Source organism: Pseudomonas fluorescens HK44 (assembly GCF_000217955.3).
Taxonomy (GTDB): Bacteria; Pseudomonadota; Gammaproteobacteria; order Pseudomonadales; family Pseudomonadaceae; genus Aquipseudomonas; species Aquipseudomonas fluorescens_AQ.
On the sequence record NZ_AFOY02000009.1, the window covers coordinates 66,652 to 87,725 of the forward strand.

The following is a 21,074-nucleotide window of genomic DNA, read 5'->3' on the forward strand; positions in this document are numbered from 1 at the left end:
ATCTCGTATATGGGCACTTTGATGCCTTGTTGCGCTTTTCTTCGACGGGATACTCTCCTGACGTCGCTGACCATTCAGCGATCGGGCTTGGAAACCCGTCGAACCGTAGCGCAACAGCACCCCATCATGACTGCAGAGGTTTTTACGACTGCAATCCTGTGTTATGGCGGCTGTGCGTGGGACGCCTTCGGGCGTGCCGGTTCCTAGGTTCCCGGTTTTCCAACCTGCGTACAGCCGTCACCCATTCGCTTGGAAACGAATGTGGCGGCTCCTTGAACCCAGGAGTAACACCATGACCAAAACAGATACGCCCTCACCTTCAGAACTAAAAACCATCGGCTTCACGCCACTGATCTACTGCTCGGATCAGGCGTTATTCAACGTCCGCGCCGGCGTCCCCATAGTCGAAGCATTGGCACAGGCCTCCGACCTGCTGTTCCTCGCCAGATCATTTGCTCAGGATGCCGCCTTCGCAAAAGACACCGACCGCCACGCCTGGGCCGCGCATTATCTGACGGCAATGAGCAAGGCAGTGATTGATGACGTGGTAAAGGTCCTGACCCCGCGACCTGCCCGGACAAAGAGCAAATCCGAAGACCCGCGGCCTGAAAGCAACTAAAGGCACAGAAACGAAAAAGCCCCCGTTACCTTGCGATAACGGGGGCTTTTTGCTGGAAGCAGCAAGATCAAAAGATCGCAGGCTGCGCCAGCTCCTACGCGAAACGGGCTTTTTGTAAGGCTTACATTTCTACCTGTGTACCCAGCTCAATCACCCGGTTCACCGGCAACTTGAAGAACCGCAGGTTGCCGTTGGCGTTTTTCAGCATGAAGGCGAACAACACCTCACGCCAGCGGGCCATGCCGACGAGCTTGGAGGTGATGACCGTTTCCCGACTGAGGAAGTACGTCGTACGCATCGGGCTGAAGTCCAGCTCATCGAGATGGCACAGCTTCAGCGCTTGCGGCACATCCGGTTCGTCCGTGAAGCCGAAGTGCAGGATCACCCGGTAGAAGCCCTCACCGTAGGAGTCAACCTCAAACCGTCGCTGTGTCGGTACCCGCGGAATGTCCTCGTAAACCACCGTCAGCAACACCACCTGCTCATGCAGCACCTGGTTGTGCAGCAAGTTGTGCAACAACGCATGGGGCACCGCATCCGGCCGCGCGGTCAGGAACACCGCCGTACCCTGGACCCGGTGAGGTGGCTGCACACGAATACTGCTGATGAAAATCGGCAACGGCAGACCGCCCTCATCCAGCCGATCCACCAGCAGCTCTTTACCGCGTTTCCAGGTGGTCATCAGGATAAACAGCACAATCCCCGCCAATACCGGGAACGCACCGCCCTGCACGATTTTAGGCACGTTGGCAGCGAAGTACAGCCCGTCCACCAGCAGGAAGCCGACCAGGATCGGCACCGTCAGGACAGGTGACCATTTCCACAACAACAGCATGACCGCCGCCACCAGAATACTGGTGATCAACATGGTCCCGGTTACCGCCACACCGTAGGCCGAGGCCAGGGCGTTGGACGACCCGAAACCGATCACCAGCAAAATCACCCCGACCATCAGCGTCCAGTTCACCGCACCGATATAGATCTGACCTTGCTCGGCGCTTGAGGTGTGCTGAACGTACATGCGTGGAATGTAACCGAGCTGAATCGCCTGACGGGTCAGGGAGAACGCACCGGAAATCACCGCCTGGGAAGCAATCACCGTTGCCAGCGTCGACAGCACGACCAATGGGATCAATGCCCAGCCCGGTGCCAGCAGATAGAACGGGTTACGCGCGGCGTCCGGGTTCTCCAGCAGCAAGGCGCCCTGGCCAAAGTAGTTGAGCACCAGTGCCGGCAGCACTAACGCGAACCAGGCACGGGCAATCGGCTTGCGACCAAAGTGGCCCATGTCCGCATACAACGCTTCAGCACCGGTCAACGACAGCACCACCGCGCCAAGGATCGCGATACCGATGCCAGGATGAACCTCGAAAAACCGAACACCCCAGACCGGATTCAACGCTTGCAACACTTCCGGATACCGGGAAATACCAAGCGCTCCCATGACACCCAGCACCACGAACCACAACACCATCACCGGACCGAACAACTTGCCGATGCGGTCAGTGCCGTGTTTCTGGATCAGGAACAATCCCACCAGCACGATCAGCGACAACGGCACGACCCAGCGTTCGAGGCCCTCGAATGCCAGCTCCAGACCTTCCACCGCCGACAATACAGAGATCGCCGGGGTGATCATGCTGTCGCCGTAGAACAACGCAGCACCAATCAGGCCGAGGATCACCAGCACCGATTGCAGCCGCGGATACGATGCCGAGGCTCGCCGCGCCAGCGCGGTCAGGGCCATGATCCCGCCTTCGCCCTGGTTGTCGGCGCGCAGAATGAACAACACGTACTTGATCGAGACGACCCAGACCAGCGACCAGAAAATCAGCGCCAGAATCCCGAATACTCCGTCATGGTTGGCTTGCACCCCATAGCCGCCGGTAAACACCTCTTTGAGGGTGTAGAGCGGGCTGGTACCGATATCGCCATAAACCACCCCGACCGCCGCCACCAACATTCCCAAGGGCTTTGCTGCCCCGGAATGCGCTGAGCCTACTGCCTGACTACTTGCCTGACCCATCAACCACTCCTGCCACCAAGACCGGGGCTTCATGTAAAAAGCACGACACGAACAAGCGCCTGCGCTTTGCCAATCTGCGCAGACTGTCGTGCAGCATGCGCTGTTTTACTTATTGATACAGGCGATTTATTGACTGAGAAAATACGCCTGGGTGTAACGGCGCGAAGCATAGCGCAGCACTCGTCGTATTTCCCTCCATAAAGCTGGTCAAGTACGCTGACCACCGCTAGAATTGCGCACTTTTTGATCAGAGGCGCGTCAAGCGCCCGTCTGTCGCCTTGCCGTTGTCGGCTGGAGGCGTCACAAAACACCGAGGTTAGACATGTCCACCACAACGCCGGCCAACCCTAAAGTTGGCTTCGTATCCCTGGGTTGCCCGAAAGCACTGGTCGACTCCGAGCGCATCCTTACCCAATTGCGCATGGAAGGCTATGACGTCGTGTCCACCTATCAGGACGCCGATGTCGTGGTGGTCAACACCTGCGGCTTCATCGACTCGGCCAAGGCCGAATCCCTTGAAGTGATCGGCGAAGCCATCAAGGAAAACGGCAAGGTCATCGTCACCGGCTGCATGGGTGTCGAAGAAGGCAACATCCGCAACGTACACCCGAGCGTGCTGGCCGTCACCGGTCCGCAGCAGTACGAGCAAGTGGTCAATGCCGTGCACGACGTCGTGCCACCGCGCAAGGATCACAACCCGCTGATCGACCTGGTGCCGCCGCAAGGCATCAAGCTGACGCCGCGTCACTACGCCTACCTGAAGATTTCCGAAGGCTGCAACCACAGCTGCAGCTTCTGCATCATCCCGTCGATGCGCGGCAAACTGGTCAGCCGTCCGGTGGGCGATGTGCTCGACGAAGCCCAGCGTCTGGTCAAATCCGGCGTCAAAGAGCTGCTGGTAATTTCCCAGGACACCAGCGCCTATGGCGTTGACGTCAAGTACCGCACCGGTTTCTGGAACGGCGCGCCGGTGAAAACCCGCATGACCGAACTGTGCGAAGCGCTCAGCACCCTCGGCGTCTGGGTTCGCCTGCACTACGTTTACCCGTACCCACATGTCGACGAACTGATCCCGCTGATGGCCGCCGGGAAAATCCTGCCGTATCTGGACATCCCGTTCCAGCACGCCAGCCCGAAAGTGCTGAAGGCGATGAAACGCCCGGCGTTCGAAGACAAGACTCTGGCGCGCATCAAGAACTGGCGCGAGATCTGCCCGGACCTGATCATCCGTTCGACCTTCATCGTCGGCTTCCCCGGCGAAACCGAAGAAGACTTCCAGTACCTGCTGAACTGGCTGACCGAAGCCCAGCTCGACCGCGTTGGCTGCTTCCAGTACTCGCCGGTTGAAGGCGCTCCGGCCAACGATCTGGATCTGGAGATCATTCCGGATGAGGTCAAGCAAGACCGCTGGGACCGTTTCATGGCGCACCAGCAGGCCATCAGCTCGGCGCGCCTGCAAATGCGCATCGGCCGTGAAATCGAAGTACTGGTCGATGAAGTCGACGAGCAAGGCGCGGTCGGCCGTTGCTTCTTCGATGCCCCGGAAATCGACGGCAACGTCTTCATCGATAACGGCAGCAACCTCAAGCCAGGCGACAAGGTCTGGTGCAAAGTGACCGACGCCGACGAATACGACCTGTGGGCTGAACAGATCTAAACGCAAAAAATATGAAAAGCCCCGCTCTCTTCACGAGATGCGGGGCTTTTTTACGTCTATCGTATTGTTCAGCAAGAGGATTTAACCTCGCGCACAGAACAAGGGGCAGGCGGGCATGCGCCATCATTCGGTCATCCACACACCGAAACACAGCGACTACGAAGAACTGACCCGGGTCTGGGAGGCGTCGGTCCGCGCTACGCATGATTTTTTACCGGACAGTTACATCGAGCTGCTGAAGAACCTGGTGCTCACCCGCTATCTGGATGCCGTCATGCTGATCTGCACCCGTGACCGAAGCCAGCGCATCACCGGGTTCGCCGGCGTTGCGGCAGGCAAGATCGAAATGCTCTTTATCGCCCCCGAACACCGTGGCGAGGGCCTGGGCAAACAACTGCTGCGCTACGCCATGGAACACCTCAACGCCGATGAACTGGACGTCAACGAACAAAACCCGCAAGCCTTGGGGTTCTATTTCAAACAGGGTTTCGAAGTCATCGGACGCTCGGAGGTCGATGGCATGGGCCAGCCATATCCGCTGCTGCACATGCGTTTCAAGCAGGCCAATCAACAGGCCCGGCGCGGCTAAAAGCCACACAAGGCAAATGGACCCGCGATTAACCGGCGCGAGGCAGGTACAATGCCTCCCCCCTTTTGTAACGGCCCCTGTCATGACTGACCCGATTCGTCTCTCCAAACGCCTCATCGAGCTCGTCGGCTGCTCCCGTCGGGAGGCTGAGCTGTTCATTGAGGGCGGCTGGGTCACCGTGGACGGCGAAGTCATCGATGAGCCGCAGTTCAAGGTCGACACCCAGAAAGTCGAACTCGACCCCGAAGCCAAGGCCACCGCGCCGGAACCCGTGACCATCCTGCTGCACGCGCCAGCGGGCATGGATGCCGACACCGCCCTGCAACTGATCGGCCCCGAGACCCTGAGCGAAGAACACCGCTTCAGCAAACGTCCGCTCAAGGGCCACTTCCTGCGCCTGACCGCCAGCGCCGACCTGCAGGCCAACGCCAGCGGGCTGCTGGTGTTCACCCAGGACTGGAAGATCCTGCGCAAACTCACCGCCGATGCCAGCAAGATCGAGCAAGAGTATGTGGTCGAGGTCGAAGGTGACATGGTCGCTCACGGGCTCAACCGCCTGACCCACGGCCTGTCGTACAAAGGCAAGGAACTGCCAGCGGTCAAAGCCAGCTGGCAGAACGAAAATCGCCTGCGCTTCGCGATGAAAAACCCGCAACCGGGCCTCATCGCCCTGCTCTGCCAGGCTGTCGGCCTCAAGGTCGTCGCCATCCGCCGCATCCGTATCGGCGGTGTTTCCATCGGCAAAGTGCCGGTGGGTCAATGGCGCTATCTGTCTGCCAAAGAGAAATTCTAAGGCGGCCACACATTTCGGCGTCGCCGTTAACGGCAACGCCCACAGCTGAATGATCAGGACTGCACACATGATTCATAACGACGTACTGCGCAGCGTGCGCTACATGCTCGACATCAGTGACAAAAAAGTCATCGAGATCATCAAGCTCGGCGGCATGGATGTCACCCTGCCCGACCTGGTGACGTACCTCGACAAGAAAGAAGAAGACGAAGAAGGCTTCGTACGCTGCCCGGACGAGGTCATGGCGCACTTCCTTGATGGCCTGGTGTTCTTCAAGCGTGGCAAGGACGAAAGCCGTCCGCCGCAGCCGATCGAGCTGCCGGTCACCAACAACATCATTCTGAAAAAGCTGCGCGTGGCCTTCGAACTGAAAGAAGACGACATGCACGCGATCCTCAAGGCCGCCGAATTCCCGGTCTCCAAGCCTGAGCTGAGCGCACTGTTCCGCAAGTTCGGCCACACCAACTACCGCCCATGCGGCGACCAGTTGCTGCGCAACTTCCTCAAAGGCCTGACCCTGCGCGTTCGCGGCTGACCATGAGCTACAGCGTTTCCCCGATCGGCTTCGTGCGCTCCTGCTTCAAGGAGAAGTTCGCCATTCCGCGTCAGCCGCAACTGGCGCCGGCCGCTCGCGGCATTCTGGAGCTGGTGGCGCCGTTCGATCAGGGGGATGCGGTGCAAGGCCTGGAGCAGGTCAGCCATGTCTGGCTGCTGTTCCTGTTTCATCAGGCGCTGGAAGACAAGCCGCGACTCAAAGTCCGCCCACCGCGCTTGGGCGGCAACAAGTCCATGGGCGTGTTTGCCACGCGCGCAACCCATCGGCCCAACGGCATTGGCCAATCGGTGGTCAAGCTGGACAAGGTTGAAGCCAATCGCCTGTGGATCTCCGGCATCGACCTGCTGGACGGTACGCCGATTCTCGACATCAAACCCTACGTGCCCTACGCCGATATCATCCCGGGTGCGTCCAACGAGATCGCCAGCGCCGCGCCGCAGCTGATTCCGGTGCAGTGGGCGGATGCCGCCTTGCAACAGGCGTATACGCAGGCTCAGCGCCTTGAAGAGCCCTTGGTCGAGCTGATCGAGCAATGCCTGGCGCAAGACCCACGCCCGGCGTACCAGACACCTGCCCCCGAACGCGAATACGGCGCACAGTTCTGGGACCTGGACGTGCGCTGGCATTACCCGCAAGCCGGGCTGATTCGCGTCCTCGAAGTCATCCCTGCGAAAACCTGAACGCCAGAAACGCAAAAGCCCGCATTGCCTTCTCAGGCAACGCGGGCTTTTGCTTTTATGTGGGAGCAGCCCGGCTGCTCCCACATTTTTCAGTGCCGCTTACTTCTCGACGAACGCACGCTCGATCAGGTAGTCACCCGGCTCACGCATGCGCGGCGAAACTTTCAGGCCGAAGCTGTTCAGTACTTCGCTGGTTTCGTCGAGCATGCTCGGGCTGCCGCAGAGCATGGCACGGTCGTCTTCAGGATTGATCGGCGGCAGGCCGATGTCGCTGAACAGCTTGCCGCTGCGCATCAGGTCGGTCAGACGACCTTCGTTTTCGAACGGCTCGCGAGTCACGGTCGGATAGTAGATCAACTTGTCACGCAGGGCCTCGCCGAAGAATTCGTTCTGCGGCAGGTGCTCGGTGATGAACTCGCGGTAAGCGACTTCGTTGACGTAACGTACGCCGTGGCACAGGATCACTTTTTCGAAACGCTCGTAGGTTTCCGGATCCTGAATGACGCTCATGAACGGCGCCAGACCGGTGCCGGTGCTGAGCAGGTACAGATGCTTGCCAGGCTTCAAATCGTCCAGCACCAGGGTGCCGGTCGGCTTTTTGCTGATGATGATCTCGTCGCCTTCCTTCAGATGTTGCAACTGGGAAGTCAGCGGACCATCGGGAACCTTGATGCTGAAGAACTCGAGATGCTCTTCCCAGTTCGGGCTGGCAATCGAGTAAGCGCGCATAAGCGGGCGGCCGTTGGGCTGTTGCAGGCCGATCATCACGAACTGGCCGTTCTCGAAGCGCAGGCCCGGATCGCGGGTGCACTTGAAGCTGAACAGAGTGTCGTTCCAGTGGTGAACACTGAGGACACGCTCGTGGTTCATGTTGCTCATGTACGGGGGACTCCTGGAGATTTTGTCTGCGCATGCTCTGCGCCAAGAGAGCAGTGCGCAATTGCATCGCATTCTAATGGCAGCGACAATATCTGTTAACTGGATTATTAAGATAAGGGTTATCGGTTATATAGATATGCGATTTACTCTACGTCAACTTCAAGTCTTCGTCGCCGTCGCTCAGCAAGAGAGTGTCTCTCGTGCTGCGGGCCTGCTCAACCTTTCACAATCAGCGGCCAGCACCTCGATCACCGAACTCGAGCGCCAATCCAGCTGCCAATTGTTCGACCGCGCCGGCAAGCGGCTGAGCCTCAACGCCATGGGCAAACAACTGTTGCCGCAGGCGGTGGCCTTGCTCGACCAAGCCAAGGAAATCGAAGACCTGCTCAACGGCAAGTCCGGTTTCGGCTCGCTGGCGGTCGGTGCCACCCTCACCATCGGCAACTACCTGGCGACCTTACTGATCGGCAGCTTCATGCAGCGTCATCCGGAAAGCCAGGTGAAGCTGCATGTGCAGAACACTGCCAACATCGTGCAACAAGTCGCCCATTATGAAATTGATCTGGGTCTAATCGAAGGCGACTGCAGCCACCCGGACATCGAGGTACAAAGCTGGGTCGAGGATGAACTGGTGGTGTTTTGCGCCCCGCAACATCCGCTGGCCGCCCGTGGCCAGGCCAGCATGGAGGAGCTGACGCACGAGGCGTGGATCCTTCGCGAACAAGGCTCCGGCACGCGCCTGACCTTTGACCAGGCCATGCGTCACCACCGAAGCGCCTTGAATATCCGGCTTGAGCTGGAACACACCGAAGCGATCAAGCGCGCAGTGGAATCTGGCTTGGGGATTGGCTGTATTTCACGACTGGCGCTACGCGACGCGTTCCGCCGCGGCAGTCTGGTGGCGGTTGAAACACCGGACCTGGATCTGGCGCGGCAGTTTTATTTCATCTGGCACAAACAGAAATATCAGACGTCGGCCATGCGCGAATTTCTCGACCTGTGCCGCGCCTTCACCGCTGGGGTCCAGCGCAGTGACGAGATCGTTTTACCGACGATTGCTTAAAGCAGAATGACCGCCCACACCACCACGATCATGCTCAGGGCCACTAACTGAGCAGCGCTGCCCATGTCCTTGGCATTTTTCGACAGTGGGTGCCGCTCGAGGGAAATCCGGTCAATGGCCGCTTCCACGGCCGAATTGAGCAACTCGACAATCAGCGCCAGCATACAGACGGCAATCAGCAAGGCACGCTCGACACGGCTGACGTTCAGCACAAACGCCAGCGGAATCAGGATGACATTGAGCAGGACCAGTTGACGGAAAGCGGCTTCGCCGGTGAAGGCTGCACGCAGGCCATCGAGAGAATAACCACCTGCATTGAGAATGCGCTTGAGACCGGTTTGACCTTTGAAAGGCGACATAAAGTAGGCAACTGAACCAGAAGGAGTAGAAAAGCTAGATCAACAGAAGTTAAAAAAGCGTGAATGGAAGCGCCTTTAATGGCTGGAAATTGACTCAAGTTGTTGCAACAGCAACGCCGCCTGAGTCCGGGTACGCACCCCCAACTTGCGGAAAATCGCCGTCACATGCGCCTTGATCGTCGCCTCCGACACGCTCAATTCGTAGGCAATCTGCTTGTTCAGCAGACCTTCGCAGACCATGGTCAATACACGGAACTGCTGTGGCGTCAGACTGGCCAAGCCTTCGCTGGCAGCCTTGGCCTCGTCCGAAACGCTGACCGCTTCAAATGCCTGCGGCGGCCAGAAGACATCGCCATCCAGCACAGAGCGCACGGCCTGTTGAATCACTTCCAATGAACTGGATTTGGGAATGAAACCGCTGGCCCCGAACTCACGGGAGCGCACCATGATCGTGGCCTCTTCCTGAGCCGAAACCATCACCACCGGGATCTGCGGGTATTGACCGCGCAACAGCACCAGCCCGGAGAATCCGTACGCGCCCGGCATGTTCAGGTCCAGCAGCACCAGATCCCAGTCAGCCTTTTCAGTCAGACGGGCTTCCAGCTCGGCAATACTCGCCACTTCCACCAGACGAACCTCGGGGCCAAGGCCCAGGGTCACAGCCTGGTGCAGCGCGCTACGAAAGAGAGGGTGGTCATCGGCAATCAGGATTTCGTATGTGGCCATTTTTCAAATGATCCTGTTTTTTATGGCAGACCCGATGCATTCGGTATCGCCAAGGCAACTCGAGGCACCGCCAGACAGCGGCACCAACAGGGCACGTTCAACGCCAAGAGCCCATAAAACCGGCGTTTCAATCTTCGGCCGCACCCCAATCGGCGCCAAGGATGCCCAGCGAAGCCTGGGTGGTCAAGCCGCAACCCCGTGGTTACCTGTCAGTATGGGCGACTCTCAGGACATGATCGGGGCCGTGTGTTCAACGAAAGGCAGCAATTCTGTATGGGCCGGGGTCGAGACATTCATTTCCAGCTGATGCTTGGCATCGAGGTAATGCTGGCTGAACACATCGAAATAGGCATCCAGTGCCGATGCAGCGTCTACATCCCCCGCCAGATCCAGGCACAACGCAGCCACTTCCGCGGTGCACAGGTGTTCGCTGCGGGTAGACCTTCGCAAGCGGTACCGCGAGAGCTTTTCGGGGAGCAGGCTCAGAATCGGAAACCCGTCGAAATAAGGGCTTTTCCGAAAAATCTTTCTCGCCTCGGTCCAGGTTGCATCCAGCAGGATGAACAATGGGCGCTTCTCGCCAGTAGCCTCGACGGTATGCGTCACGCGTTCAGGAGCAACGTATTCGCCGGGAAAGACCAGATAAGGCTGCCATTGCGGGTCGGACAAAAGCTTGATCAGCTGCGGGTCGACCTCGGTACGCGACCAGATAAAGGCAAAGTTATCCCTGACCACGTCTGCGATCAGCCAGCCGGTATTGCTCGGTTTGAACACTTCCTTCCTGGTCATGATCAGGCATACACCGGCCCGTGATTCGACCTGGGGACGCCAGTTACACAGGCAGTGGCTCTCGATCACCCGGCACGTATGGCAACGGGGCGCTCGTGAACCGCGGGCCAGAAAAGGCTTGGTACTCTCCTCTTCTCGCTCATCGCGCAGACGGGCTACGGCGTTCGTGGCAAAACGTGGGGCTGCATTGCTCATCGCAGGCAGCATCCGCAGAGAAGGGATATCGACACAAAAAAACACTCGGCAAGGCAGGAAGTCGCGGCAGTTTACCAGAGCATCTCGCCCAAACCTGTACCGCCTACCCCCGCTCGCCTATAATCCGCCGCCACTGAACGCACCGCCATGTGGCTGGTCGAAGCACCAGTCACTGAACCAGGAGAGTTTCATGCTGCGCCTTATCGTCCCCACCGCTGCCCTTCTGCTGGCCCTGCCCTTCAGCGCTCAAGCAGCCTCCCTGAATGATTTGAATCTGGGCAAGATGCTGGAAAAGGTTGCTGCGGAAAGTAACGTCGGCCTGCCTCGGGAAATCAATGAGAACCTTCTCGACCAAGGTTATACGGTTGATGGCAAACAGCTGATCGACCACATTAGCGTGCAATCGGCTTATGCCGACGAAATGCGTGCCAACCCGAAAGTGGTTTATCTGCAACTGGGCGCCAGCGTGTGCCGCAACGTGAACTACCGCAAGCTGATGGCCAAGGGCGCGATCATGCGTTACGACTTTTCGGAAAACAAAACCAATCGCCCTGTAGGCTCGGCCAGCTACCAGGAATCGGATTGCCCTGCGCAAACGGCACAAAAGAAAAAGTAATCACGTCATCAGTGAGAACCTGCGCGTCGTTGCTCATCATCGGCGCGTAGCTCCGCCACCAGCGCCTGCAAATAAGGTGAGCGCCACTCTTTGTCCTCCAGGCGCCGACGACACTCCTCTTCAAGGCTCACGTGATTACGCGCGGCCGCCGCTTGCAGCAACCGATACAGTTGGGTATCGACCTCCAGAATCACCAGGCTCATTGCCTGCCTCCTTGCACTTGATCGCCAATCATTGCGCGATGATCCCCTACAACTCCTGGAGCCTTGCGCCTTGCCCTGGACGCAATGCTGTCTTGTTGTGTCTGTAACTGAGTAAATCAGAGCCATGGCCGTCCGACACAGGTTCTGACGGACGGTGACAGTCGGTAGTGAGCTCGTAATAAGTGATTGCCAGCGAAGACTTTCGAGGACCATGATCAAGTCAGCGCAACTCACCACAAGCGTCTAGATTCAATGTATTGGTGTTTAATGTTCAAGGCAGAAAAGGGGCTGCCGATTCAGAGTCCTGTCGTGCGAACGTTTCTTTCATCCAAGGGATAAGCAGAACCCGTCTGGATGACTCGACCGCTACTTCAACGCTTCATGGTCAGGTCGAGTCGGGTGTAGTGCCCAGCCCTCTTGCGGGCTGAGAGCGACACAAGCGGTGTCGCGGCTCAGGCGAATTTCTCGTTCGAGCCGAAGGTTTTGTGTAGAAGGAGAAGTTGAATGCCTTACCAACCGAATGAGCTTCTGGTGCGTCATTTTCAGAGCATCGGCGTCGATCTCACCAGCAAGATCGAAGAGCAACTCAACCTGGTTTCACCCAATAGCCCGAATATTCCGATTTATCGCGACATGATGTTGACTGTCTTGCGCATGGCACAAGAAGATCACAATCGCTGGAACGCCAAGATCACCCAGCAAACCCTGCGCGAACTTGAGCATGCCTTCCGTGTGCTGGAGCAGTTCAAGGGGCGGCGTAAAGTGACCGTTTTCGGCTCGGCACGTACGCCGGCTGAACATCCGCTGTACGCACTGGCTCGGGAGCTGGGCGCAAAACTCGCCCAATCGAACCTGATGGTCATCACCGGTGCTGGCGGCGGCATCATGGCCGCCGCCCATGAAGGTGCAGGTCGGGATAACAGCCTTGGATTCAATATCACCCTGCCCTTCGAGCAGCATGCGAATCCGACCGTAGGCGGCACTGCCAACCTTCTACCGTTTCACTTTTTCTTTACCCGCAAACTGTTTTTCGTCAAAGAAGCCGACGCGCTGGTGCTTTGCCCTGGCGGCTTCGGCACGCTGGACGAAGCCCTGGAAGTGCTGACCCTGATCCAGACCGGCAAAAGCCCGCTGGTTCCCGTGGTGTTGCTGGATGCTCCTGGCGGCACTTTCTGGGAAAGCGCGCTGGACTTCATCCGCAACCAACTGGAGGCCAACCATTACATCCTGTCGAACGACCTGAAGCTGATTCGTCTGGTGTACTCCGTCGATGACGCTGTGGCGGAAATCAATCAGTTCTACAGCAACTTCCACTCCAGCCGCTGGCTGAAACATCAGTTCGTGATCCGCATGAATCACAAACTCAACGACCATGCGCTCGAGCATATACAGGAGGCCTTTGCCGACCTGTGCCTGAGCGATCACTTTCATCAACATACTTACGGTGGCGAGGAGCACGACGAGGCTCAGTTCAGTCATCTGGTGCGACTGTCCTTCACGTTCAACGCCCGTGATCACGGACGCCTGCGTGAACTGGTCGACTACATCAACCTGCCGGAAAACTGGGCCACGGCTCAGCAGCCCCAGACGCCACAGCGCAAGCGGGAACAGATCAAGGTTACTTGAGCAAAAAAAGGCCCGACTATTTCAATAGTCAGGCCTTTTCAGTCAGTCATCCATTCCTCGGCCGCTGAACAAACGACCAATCATTTCCATGGAGTATCCCCGATAGGCGAGGAAGCGCCCTTGCTTGGCGCGCTCGCGGGCATCTATCGGCAAATGCCCGGCAAACTTGCGTCGCCAGGTGTCCTCCAGGTTTTCTTGCCAACTGATTCCGCTTTCACGCAGGGCGAGTTCGATATCGGCACGCTGCAAGCCACGCTGGCTCAACTCTTCGCGAATGCGCAAAGGGCCGTAGCCGGAGCGGGCGCGGTAGGAAACGAAGCTTTCAAGGTATCGGGATTCGGACAGCAGCCCCTCTTCCGTCAGACGGTCAAGTGCTGCCTCGATCATTTCATCAGAAGCGCCGCGCTGACGCAGTTTACGCGTCAACTCGACTCGACCGTGCTCGCGTCGTGCGAGCAGGTCCATTGCGGTTCGCCGCACCGCGACGAGGGTATCGAGTACGGCGGTCATCGGATCAATCAGATATCAGCGTCAGCCAGATCATCTTCGGTCTCTTTGACCGGCGAAGCCTTGACGTCAGCCGTTGGCGTCAGCAGCTTGTCGCGAATCTGTTTCTCAAGAGTGGCAGCGATGTCCGGGTTGTCCTGCAGGAACTTGGCCGAGTTGGCTTTGCCCTGGCCGATCTTGCTACCGTTGTAGGCATACCAGGCACCGGACTTCTCAACGAAGCCGTGCAGTACGCCAAGGTCGATCATCTCACCGTTGAGGTAGATGCCCTTGCCGTAAAGAATCTGGAACTCGGCCTGACGGAACGGCGAAGCCACCTTGTTTTTGACGACTTTGACGCGGGTTTCGCTGCCGACCACTTCGTCGCCTTCTTTCACCGCGCCGGTACGGCGGATGTCCAGACGAACCGAAGCATAGAACTTCAGCGCGTTACCACCGGTGGTGGTTTCCGGGCTGCCGAACATCACGCCGATTTTCATCCGGATCTGGTTGATGAAGATCACCAGGCAGTTGGCGTTCTTGATGTTACCGGTGATTTTACGCAGCGCCTGGGACATCAGACGGGCTTGCAGGCCCACGTGCATGTCACCCATTTCGCCTTCGATTTCGGCCTTCGGAACCAGGGCTGCCACGGAGTCGACGATGATCACGTCAACCGCGTTGGAACGCACCAGCATGTCGGTGATTTCCAGGGCTTGCTCGCCGGTATCCGGCTGGGAAACCAGCAGGTCGTCGACATTGACGCCCAGTTTACCGGCGTATTCCGGGTCCAGGGCGTGCTCGGCGTCGACGAATGCGCAGGTCGCGCCGGCTTTTTGAGCCTGGGCGATCACCGACAGTGTCAGCGTGGTTTTACCGGAGGATTCAGGACCGTAGATTTCAACGATACGGCCTTTTGGCAGACCGCCAATGCCGAGTGCGATGTCCAGACCCAGAGAGCCCGTGGAGATAGCCGGGATCGCCTGACGGTCCTGATCGCCCATACGCATTACGGCACCCTTGCCGAATTGACGTTCGATCTGACCCAGGGCCGCAGCCAAGGCTTTCTTCTTGTTGTCGTCCATTAAAGTCCTCACGTAATCAATAAGGCCTGACGGCCAACACCTGTATAAGTAGCCAGTATTATTCCACAGCGTTTCGGGATCGCCTACCCCTCATTTGAGATTTCTCCGGCGGCATACTGCAGCAACCCCTCTAGCGCGGCCTTCACCGTTTGTCGGCGGACGTCATCGCGGTTGCCCGCAAAGTATCGGCACTCCGAATACACGGCATCTCCGACCGCCCATGCCAGCCACACGGTGCCCACCGGCTTGTTCGGCGTACCGCCGTCCGGCCCTGCAATACCGCTGACCGCTACGGCAAAACGCGCGCGACTCTTGTGCTGGGCACCACGCACCATGGCTTCGACCACTTCACGGCTGACCGCCCCGACCTCAGCGAACAACTCGGCGGGCACATTCAGTTGCTGGGTCTTCTGGCGATTGGAATAGGTGACATAACCCGCCTCGAACCACGCCGAGCTGCCGGCAATCCGGGTGATCGCCTCGGCGATCCCGCCGCCGGTGCAGGACTCGGCCGTGCTGACATGGGCATTGAGCACCTGCAAACGCCGGCCTAGTTGCGCGGCAAGCTGGGTGATTTCGTTCACGACTCTCTCCTCGAACAGGCGGGCATGCGCACTACCGTACACGAGCGAATCACGCTTGCAAGACGCAGGCTAGATCAAAATGTGAGCGAACAAGCGCTCTGACATAGGCCTGTCAGGCCTGCAAGGCAATCAGTCCGCGGTCGCCTGCATCGATGATGCCGATAATTCGTTGAGCATACGCCGACTCATGGCCGACTTGCGCAAGGAACGCGGCGATGCGTTTGTGGGCGGGCGTTCGACATGATCTTGAGCCGCTGCCCTTCTGTTACAGGCATGAGGATGCCCTCGATTTGCTTTTGTTTAAGGCCGAAGAGCGAGCGCAGTGAATTCGTTGGTTCCCCGGGTTCAGAAAACGTCAGAACCGGCCACTCGACTTCAAGGGGGTATCGTCATCCCACAGCCTTATGCCCTTGAGTTCCGAATGCGACTCTTCGCCTGCAGGCGCGCTGGCCAACGCAACATCGGCGCGACCACGCAACTGGGCGGTGCTCACACGGAAGTACTCGGCGATCTTCGAGATGTGTTTATCCGAAGGATCGGCGATCTTCCTGCTGAGAATCCGCGAGAGGGTGGATTGAGGCACGCCAGTGCGACGGTGAAGCTCCGCGGGGGAGATCCCGTGCTGATTGAGCAGCGCTCTTAAGACGGTAGAAACATTGTGTTTTTGCATAACGCGCATAGCGCTTGTTCTTTTCGAAGATGACAAATGCCGATTTGCATAGCCAGTGCATAAATCGCAGAAATGTGCAGCGGACCTTTCATCCCTGCGTAGGTCGGACTGCCCATGGTAACCTTGCGCCCATCGCGGAAAAACCGGGCCAATGCCCCATTTTTGCCCCACCTCTTTCAACGAATTCGCCTGATTACCTGATGAATAAAGCACTCTCCGATCTGTCTTCCCACACCCCGATGATGCAGCAGTACTGGCGCCTGAAGAACCAGCACCCTGACCAGTTGATGTTCTACCGCATGGGTGACTTCTACGAGATCTTCTATGAAGACGCGAAGAAGGCCGCCAAGTTGCTGGACATCACCCTGACCGCCCGTGGGCAGTCGGCTGGACAGGCGATTCCGATGTGCGGGATTCCTTACCACGCTGCGGAAGGTTACCTGGCGAAGCTGGTCAAGCTCGGTGAGTCGGTGGTGATCTGTGAACAGGTCGGCGACCCGGCAACCAGTAAAGGTCCGGTAGACCGTCAGGTTGTACGAATCATCACCCCCGGCACCGTCAGCGACGAAGCGCTGCTGGATGAGCGCCGCGACAATCTGATCGCCGCCGTGCTGGGTGACGAGCGCCTGTTCGGCCTGGCTGTGCTGGACATCACCAGCGGCAACTTCAGCGTGCTGGAGATTAAAGGCTGGGAGAACCTGCTGGCGGAGCTGGAGCGGGTCAATCCGGTCGAGCTGATGATTCCGGATGACTGGCCAAAAGACCTGCCTGCGGAAAAACGTCGCGGCGTTCGTCGTCGCGCACCGTGGGATTTCGAGCGTGATTCGGCGCTGAAAAGTCTTTGCCAGCAATTTTCCACCCAGGACCTCAAGGGTTTCGGCTGTGAGAACCTGACCCTGGCCATCGGTGCCGCCGGCTGCCTGCTGAGCTACGCCAAGGAAACCCAGCGCACCGCCCTGCCGCATTTGCGCAGCCTGCGTCATGAACGTCTGGACGATACCGTGGTGCTGGACGGTGCGAGCCGGCGCAACCTGGAGCTGGACACCAACCTTGCCGGTGGCCGTGAAAACACCCTGCAATCGGTGGTCGACCGCTGCCAGACCGCCATGGGCAGTCGCTTGCTGACCCGTTGGTTGAATCGCCCGCTGCGCGACTTGAGCGTGCTGCTGGCACGCCAGACCTCGATCACCTGCCTGCTTGATGGTTACCGCTTCGAGAAACTGCAACCGCAATTGAAAGAGATCGGGGACATCGAGCGGATCCTGGCGCGTATCGGCCTGCGTAACGCTCGCCCTCGTGACCTGGCTCGCCTGCGCGACGCCCTCGGCGCCCTGCCAGAACTGCAAGTGGCGATGACCGAACTTGAGGCGCCACACCTTCACCAACTGGCCGTGACTACCAGCACCTATCCCGAGCTGGCCGCCCTGCTGGAAAAAGCCATCATCGACAACCCGCCGGCGGTGATCCGCGACGGTGGCGTGTTGAAAACCGGTTACGACGCCGAGCTCGACGAACTGCAATCGCTGAGCGAAAACGCCGGACAATTCCTGATCGACCTCGAAGCCCGCGAGAAGGCGCGTACCGGCCTGGCCAACCTGAAAGTCGGCTACAACCGGATTCACGGTTATTTCATCGAACTGCCCAGCAAGCAAGCCGAGCAGGCGCCGGCCGATTACATCCGCCGCCAGACCCTCAAGGGTGCCGAGCGTTTCATCACGCCTGAGCTCAAAGCCTTCGAAGACAAGGCGCTGTCAGCCAAGAGCCGCGCGCTGGCCCGCGAGAAAATGCTTTACGAAGCCCTGCTCGAAGACCTGATCAGCCAACTGCCGCCACTGCAGGACACTGCCGCGGCACTGGCCGAGCTGGATGTCTTGAGCAACCTGGCCGAGCGTGCGCTGAACCTTGACCTGAACTGCCCTCGGTTCGTCAGCGAACCGTGCATGCGCATCAGCCAGGGCCGTCACCCGGTGGTTGAACAAGTATTGACCACGCCGTTCGTGGCCAACGACCTGAGCCTCGACGACAGCACGCGGATGCTGGTGATTACCGGCCCGAACATGGGCGGTAAATCCACTTACATGCGGCAAACCGCGCTGATCGTGCTACTGGCGCATATCGGCAGCTTTGTGCCCGCAGCCAGTTGCGAATTGTCGCTGGTGGACCGGATCTTCACCCGGATCGGCTCCAGCGATGACCTGGCCGGTGGCCGTTCGACCTTCATGGTCGAGATGAGCGAAACCGCGAACATCCTGCACAACGCCACCGAACGCAGCCTGGTACTGATGGACGAAGTCGGCCGTGGCACCAGCACCTTCGACGGTCTGTCGCTGGCTTGGGCTGCGGCCGAGCGTCTGGCTCAGCTGCGCGCTTACACGCTGTTCGCCACCCACTACTTCGAGCTGACAGTACTGCCGGAAAACCAGCCGCTGGTGGCCAACGTCCACCTCAATGCCACTGAGCACAACGAGCGCATCGTATTCCTCCACCACGTACTGCCCGGCCCTGCCAGCCAGAGCTATGGATTGGCGGTTGCGCAACTGGCCGGCGTCCCCACCGAGGTGATCCTGCGGGCTCGCGAGCATCTGGGGCGACTGGAAGCCACCGCGCTACCTCACGAAACGGCGCAGCCAACCAAAGGCAAACCGGTCGCGCCGCAGCAGAGCGATATGTTCGCCAGCCTGCCGCATCCAGTGCTCGATGAACTCGCCAAGCTCGATCTGGATGACATGACCCCGCGTAGGGCGCTCGAAATGCTCTATACATTAAAGACACGGATCTAACGCACTTGCCTGCAAGCTGTTAGAATCTCGCGCGGTTTGGGATGCTGCAGGCAAATAGCCTGGTCTGCAGACTATCGCTCCCAAACCTGGCGACCCCACCGTGAAGGGGCGCAGCACGCCGCCGCCTGAGGAGAGAATTAGAATGACCTTCGTCGTCACCGACAACTGCATCAAGTGCAAGTACACCGACTGCGTAGAAGTGTGTCCGGTGGACTGCTTTTACGAAGGCCCGAACTTCCTGGTGATTCACCCGGATGAGTGCATCGACTGCGCCCTGTGCGAGCCAGAATGCCCTGCTGTGGCCATCTTCTCTGAAGACGAAGTCCCGAGTGAGATGCAAGAATTCATTCAGTTGAACGTTGAACTGGCCGAGATCTGGCCCAACATCACTGAGAAGAAAGATCCGCTGCCGGATGCGGCAGAGTTTGATGGCGTTAAAGGCAAGATCAAAGACCTCGCTCGCTGATCATTGCCGCGCTCTTGAGCTGCGCTCTCGAAAAGGCCCCTTGCGGGCCTTTTTGCGTTTCAGGGGTTGCGATCCTTTTCTGCAGGCAAAAAAAGGGGCGGTATGACCCGCCCACATTTTTTCCCTATTCCCTGTGTTCCTTTTCATCGTCCTGATGAATCACGTCCCTGCGATGTTCCTTGACCATCATCCTTGATGGCTGTGTCTATCCGTCGACACAGGGCTGATATTAAAGAGTTCCCTGACAAGAGCAATCACCTGCCACGGGCAAACCTGGGCGAAACGATCCGTTTAACAATGATAAATATTGTTATAAATCAAACAGTTAACAAATTTATCCGCCAAAGATAGACGACCACCACCCGGTAGAAAAACCGAACACTTACGAAAGAGTAAGCCATGGCTTACGTTAACCTGCGAAAGCGTCCGAATAGCTCTTACAAAGCTTAAACAGCATATTAATTGGGGAATAACAAAAAGCCCCGAAACAGACGGGGCTATTGTTATCGGGCGAATGCGCTTCCGCTACTGGAACAGCGACTCGCTCGACAGGCCATTCTTTTCAAGGATTTCACGCAGACGTTTCAGACCTTCAACCTGAATCTGTCTGACCCGTTCACGGGTCAGGCCAATCTCCAGGCCTACGTCTTCCAGCGTACTGCTCTCGTGGCCGCGCAGGCCGAAGCGGCGGATCACCACCTCGCGCTGTTTGTCCGTCAGCTCCGAGAGCCACTGATCGATGCTCTGCGACAGGTCATCATCCTGAAGCAGCTCACAAGGATCGGTAGGGCGGTCATCGGTAAGGGTGTCCAGCAGGGTTTTATCCGAATCCGGACCCAGTGAGACGTCGACCGAAGAAACCCGCTCGTTCAGGCCCAGCATGCGCTTGACCTCTCCTACCGGTTTTTCCAGCAGGTTGGCGATTTCTTCGGGTGAGGGTTCATGATCAAGTTTTTGCGTCAGCTCCCGTGCTGCCCGAAGGTAGACGTTGAGCTCTTTGACCACATGAATCGGCAACCGGATGGTCCGGGTCTGATTCATGATTGCACGCTCGATAGTCTGGCGGATCCACCAGGTCGCGTAGGTCGAAAAGCGGAAGCCGCGCTCGGGGTCGAACTTCTCCACTGCCCGGATCAGGCCGAGGTTACCCTCTTCGATCAGGTCAAGCAGCGACAGTCCACGATTGACGTAGCGTCGGGCGATTTTCACCACCAGTCGCAGGTTGCTTTCAATCATGCGTTTGCGCCCAGCCGGATCGCCACTTTGCGACAGGCGCGCAAAATGAACTTCTTCTTCCGGTGACAACAAGGGGGAAAAGCCGATTTCGTTGAGGTACAACTGGGTAGCATCGAGCGCTCGGGTGTAGTCGATGTACTTATGCTGCTTGAGCGTTGCGGAGTGCCTGGATTTGGCGCGAACTGAAGGCGTAGCTGATCCTTCATTCGACATCTCGTCCGATGCGACGTCGGTCTCCATCAGGAGAACCTCATCGTCGATGTCAAACTCCGGCACTTCTTTACTGAGAGCCATTGTTATAGTCCTTAGGTGAGTTCGACCTCAAGCTCAAGCGACGCCTTTATCCTTGGCAACGCTGGAGCCTGTTCCCTCTACGTGACGGAACAGGCTG

General features: G+C 58.2%; 21 protein-coding genes and 2 pseudogenes. 11 read left to right on the forward strand and 12 right to left on the reverse strand.

Annotation, left to right across the window (positions count from 1 at the left end; all coding sequences use genetic code 11):
* Positions 1–292 precede the first annotated feature (292 nt).
* Positions 293–619: a DUF3077 domain-containing protein gene (locus HK44_RS08925; RefSeq protein WP_019692135.1), complete on the forward strand. Its 327-nt coding sequence runs from the start codon at positions 293–295 to the stop codon at positions 617–619.
* A gap of 121 nt (positions 620–740) precedes the next feature.
* On the opposite strand, the gene HK44_RS08930 is transcribed toward HK44_RS08925, so the two are convergent.
* Positions 741–2,582: a potassium transporter Kup gene (locus tag HK44_RS08930; protein ID WP_431357325.1), complete on the reverse strand. Its 1,842-nt coding sequence runs from the start codon at positions 2,580–2,582 to the stop codon at positions 741–743.
* A 385-nt stretch (positions 2,583–2,967) separates the two neighbouring features.
* Between HK44_RS08930 and rimO the strand changes: the two genes are divergently transcribed.
* The 5 genes from rimO (at position 2,968) to tsaA (ending at position 6,920) form a co-directional block, all read left to right on the forward strand.
* A complete protein-coding gene (gene rimO, locus HK44_RS08935; RefSeq protein ID WP_019692133.1) occupies positions 2,968–4,302 on the forward strand; it encodes a 30S ribosomal protein S12 methylthiotransferase RimO in 1,335 nt (444 codons plus the stop codon).
* Between the two features lie 115 nt (positions 4,303–4,417).
* Positions 4,418–4,891, forward strand: coding sequence for a GNAT family N-acetyltransferase (locus tag HK44_RS08940; protein WP_019692132.1), 474 nt, complete (start codon positions 4,418–4,420; stop codon positions 4,889–4,891).
* Positions 4,892–4,973: 82 nt separating this feature from the next.
* Positions 4,974–5,684, forward strand: a complete 711-nt coding sequence (locus HK44_RS08945) for an rRNA pseudouridine synthase (RefSeq protein WP_019692131.1) — start codon at positions 4,974–4,976, stop codon at positions 5,682–5,684.
* 67 nt (positions 5,685–5,751) lie between these two features.
* Positions 5,752–6,219, forward strand: a complete 468-nt coding sequence (locus tag HK44_RS08950) for a DUF1456 family protein (protein WP_019692130.1) — start codon at positions 5,752–5,754, stop codon at positions 6,217–6,219.
* A gap of 2 nt (positions 6,220–6,221) precedes the next feature.
* Positions 6,222–6,920, forward strand: coding sequence for a tRNA (N6-threonylcarbamoyladenosine(37)-N6)-methyltransferase TrmO (gene tsaA, locus HK44_RS08955; protein WP_019692129.1), 699 nt, complete (start codon positions 6,222–6,224; stop codon positions 6,918–6,920).
* Between the two features lie 99 nt (positions 6,921–7,019).
* Here the strand turns inward: tsaA and fpr are convergent, their stop codons facing one another.
* A complete protein-coding gene (gene fpr, locus HK44_RS08960; RefSeq protein WP_003189055.1) occupies positions 7,020–7,799 on the reverse strand; it encodes a ferredoxin-NADP reductase in 780 nt (259 codons plus the stop codon).
* A gap of 136 nt (positions 7,800–7,935) precedes the next feature.
* Here fpr and HK44_RS08965 point away from each other — a divergent pair, with 136 nt between their 5' ends.
* Positions 7,936–8,862: a LysR family transcriptional regulator gene (locus HK44_RS08965; protein ID WP_024264819.1), complete on the forward strand. Its 927-nt coding sequence runs from the start codon at positions 7,936–7,938 to the stop codon at positions 8,860–8,862.
* On the opposite strand, the gene HK44_RS08970 is transcribed toward HK44_RS08965, so the two are convergent.
* The 3 genes from HK44_RS08970 to HK44_RS08980 form a co-directional block, all read right to left on the reverse strand.
* On the reverse strand, positions 8,859–9,221 hold the full coding sequence (locus tag HK44_RS08970) for a diacylglycerol kinase (protein WP_019692127.1): 363 nt from the start codon (positions 9,219–9,221) through the stop codon (positions 8,859–8,861). The genes HK44_RS08965 and HK44_RS08970 overlap by 4 nt on opposite strands.
* Positions 9,222–9,296: 75 nt before the next feature.
* A complete protein-coding gene (gene erdR / locus HK44_RS08975) occupies positions 9,297–9,947 on the reverse strand; it encodes a response regulator transcription factor ErdR (protein WP_019692126.1) in 651 nt (216 codons plus the stop codon).
* A gap of 225 nt (positions 9,948–10,172) precedes the next feature.
* Entirely contained in the window at positions 10,173–10,931 is a 759-nt protein-coding gene (locus tag HK44_RS08980) for a tRNA-uridine aminocarboxypropyltransferase (protein ID WP_019692125.1), read from the reverse strand.
* Between the two features lie 190 nt (positions 10,932–11,121).
* On the opposite strand from HK44_RS08980, the gene HK44_RS08985 reads away from it, so the two are divergent.
* On the forward strand, positions 11,122–11,547 hold the full coding sequence (locus tag HK44_RS08985; protein ID WP_019692124.1) for a PA3611 family quorum-sensing-regulated virulence factor: 426 nt from the start codon (positions 11,122–11,124) through the stop codon (positions 11,545–11,547).
* A gap of 8 nt (positions 11,548–11,555) precedes the next feature.
* On the opposite strand, the gene HK44_RS08990 is transcribed toward HK44_RS08985, so the two are convergent.
* Positions 11,556–11,750, reverse strand: coding sequence for a FitA-like ribbon-helix-helix domain-containing protein (locus HK44_RS08990; protein WP_019692123.1), 195 nt, complete (start codon positions 11,748–11,750; stop codon positions 11,556–11,558).
* Positions 11,751–12,254: 504 nt separating this feature from the next.
* Here HK44_RS08990 and HK44_RS08995 point away from each other — a divergent pair.
* On the forward strand, positions 12,255–13,376 hold the full coding sequence (locus HK44_RS08995) for an LOG family protein (protein ID WP_019692122.1): 1,122 nt from the start codon (positions 12,255–12,257) through the stop codon (positions 13,374–13,376).
* Positions 13,377–13,418: 42 nt separating this feature from the next.
* Here HK44_RS08995 and recX read toward each other — a convergent pair whose 3' ends face one another.
* From recX to HK44_RS09015, 5 genes and pseudogenes are all read right to left on the reverse strand, one after another.
* Entirely contained in the window at positions 13,419–13,886 is a 468-nt protein-coding gene (gene recX, locus HK44_RS09000; RefSeq protein ID WP_019692121.1) for a recombination regulator RecX, read from the reverse strand.
* An 8-nt stretch (positions 13,887–13,894) separates the two neighbouring features.
* Complete coding sequence (gene recA / locus HK44_RS09005; protein WP_019692120.1) at positions 13,895–14,947, reverse strand: recombinase RecA; 1,053 nt, start codon at positions 14,945–14,947, stop codon at positions 13,895–13,897.
* 83 nt (positions 14,948–15,030) lie between these two features.
* Entirely contained in the window at positions 15,031–15,531 is a 501-nt protein-coding gene (locus HK44_RS09010; RefSeq protein WP_019692119.1) for a CinA family protein, read from the reverse strand.
* Positions 15,532–15,643: 112 nt separating this feature from the next.
* Positions 15,644–15,718 (reverse strand): annotated as a pseudogene (locus HK44_RS29670) (lysis protein); the annotation flags it as partial.
* 186 nt (positions 15,719–15,904) lie between these two features.
* A pseudogene (locus HK44_RS09015) lies at positions 15,905–16,201 on the reverse strand (helix-turn-helix domain-containing protein); the annotation flags it as partial.
* A gap of 200 nt (positions 16,202–16,401) precedes the next feature.
* On the opposite strand from HK44_RS09015, the gene mutS reads away from it, so the two are divergent.
* Both mutS and fdxA read left to right on the forward strand, forming a co-directional pair.
* Positions 16,402–18,981: a DNA mismatch repair protein MutS gene (gene mutS, locus HK44_RS09020; protein WP_019692116.1), complete on the forward strand. Its 2,580-nt coding sequence runs from the start codon at positions 16,402–16,404 to the stop codon at positions 18,979–18,981.
* Between the two features lie 142 nt (positions 18,982–19,123).
* Positions 19,124–19,447 (forward strand): ferredoxin FdxA, encoded by a 324-nt coding sequence (gene fdxA / locus HK44_RS09025; RefSeq protein ID WP_019692115.1) that lies wholly within the window; start codon positions 19,124–19,126, stop codon positions 19,445–19,447.
* Positions 19,448–19,972: 525 nt separating this feature from the next.
* Here the strand turns inward: fdxA and rpoS are convergent.
* On the reverse strand, positions 19,973–20,977 hold the full coding sequence (rpoS, locus tag HK44_RS09030; RefSeq protein ID WP_019692114.1) for an RNA polymerase sigma factor RpoS: 1,005 nt from the start codon (positions 20,975–20,977) through the stop codon (positions 19,973–19,975).
* Positions 20,978–21,074 lie beyond the last annotated feature (97 nt).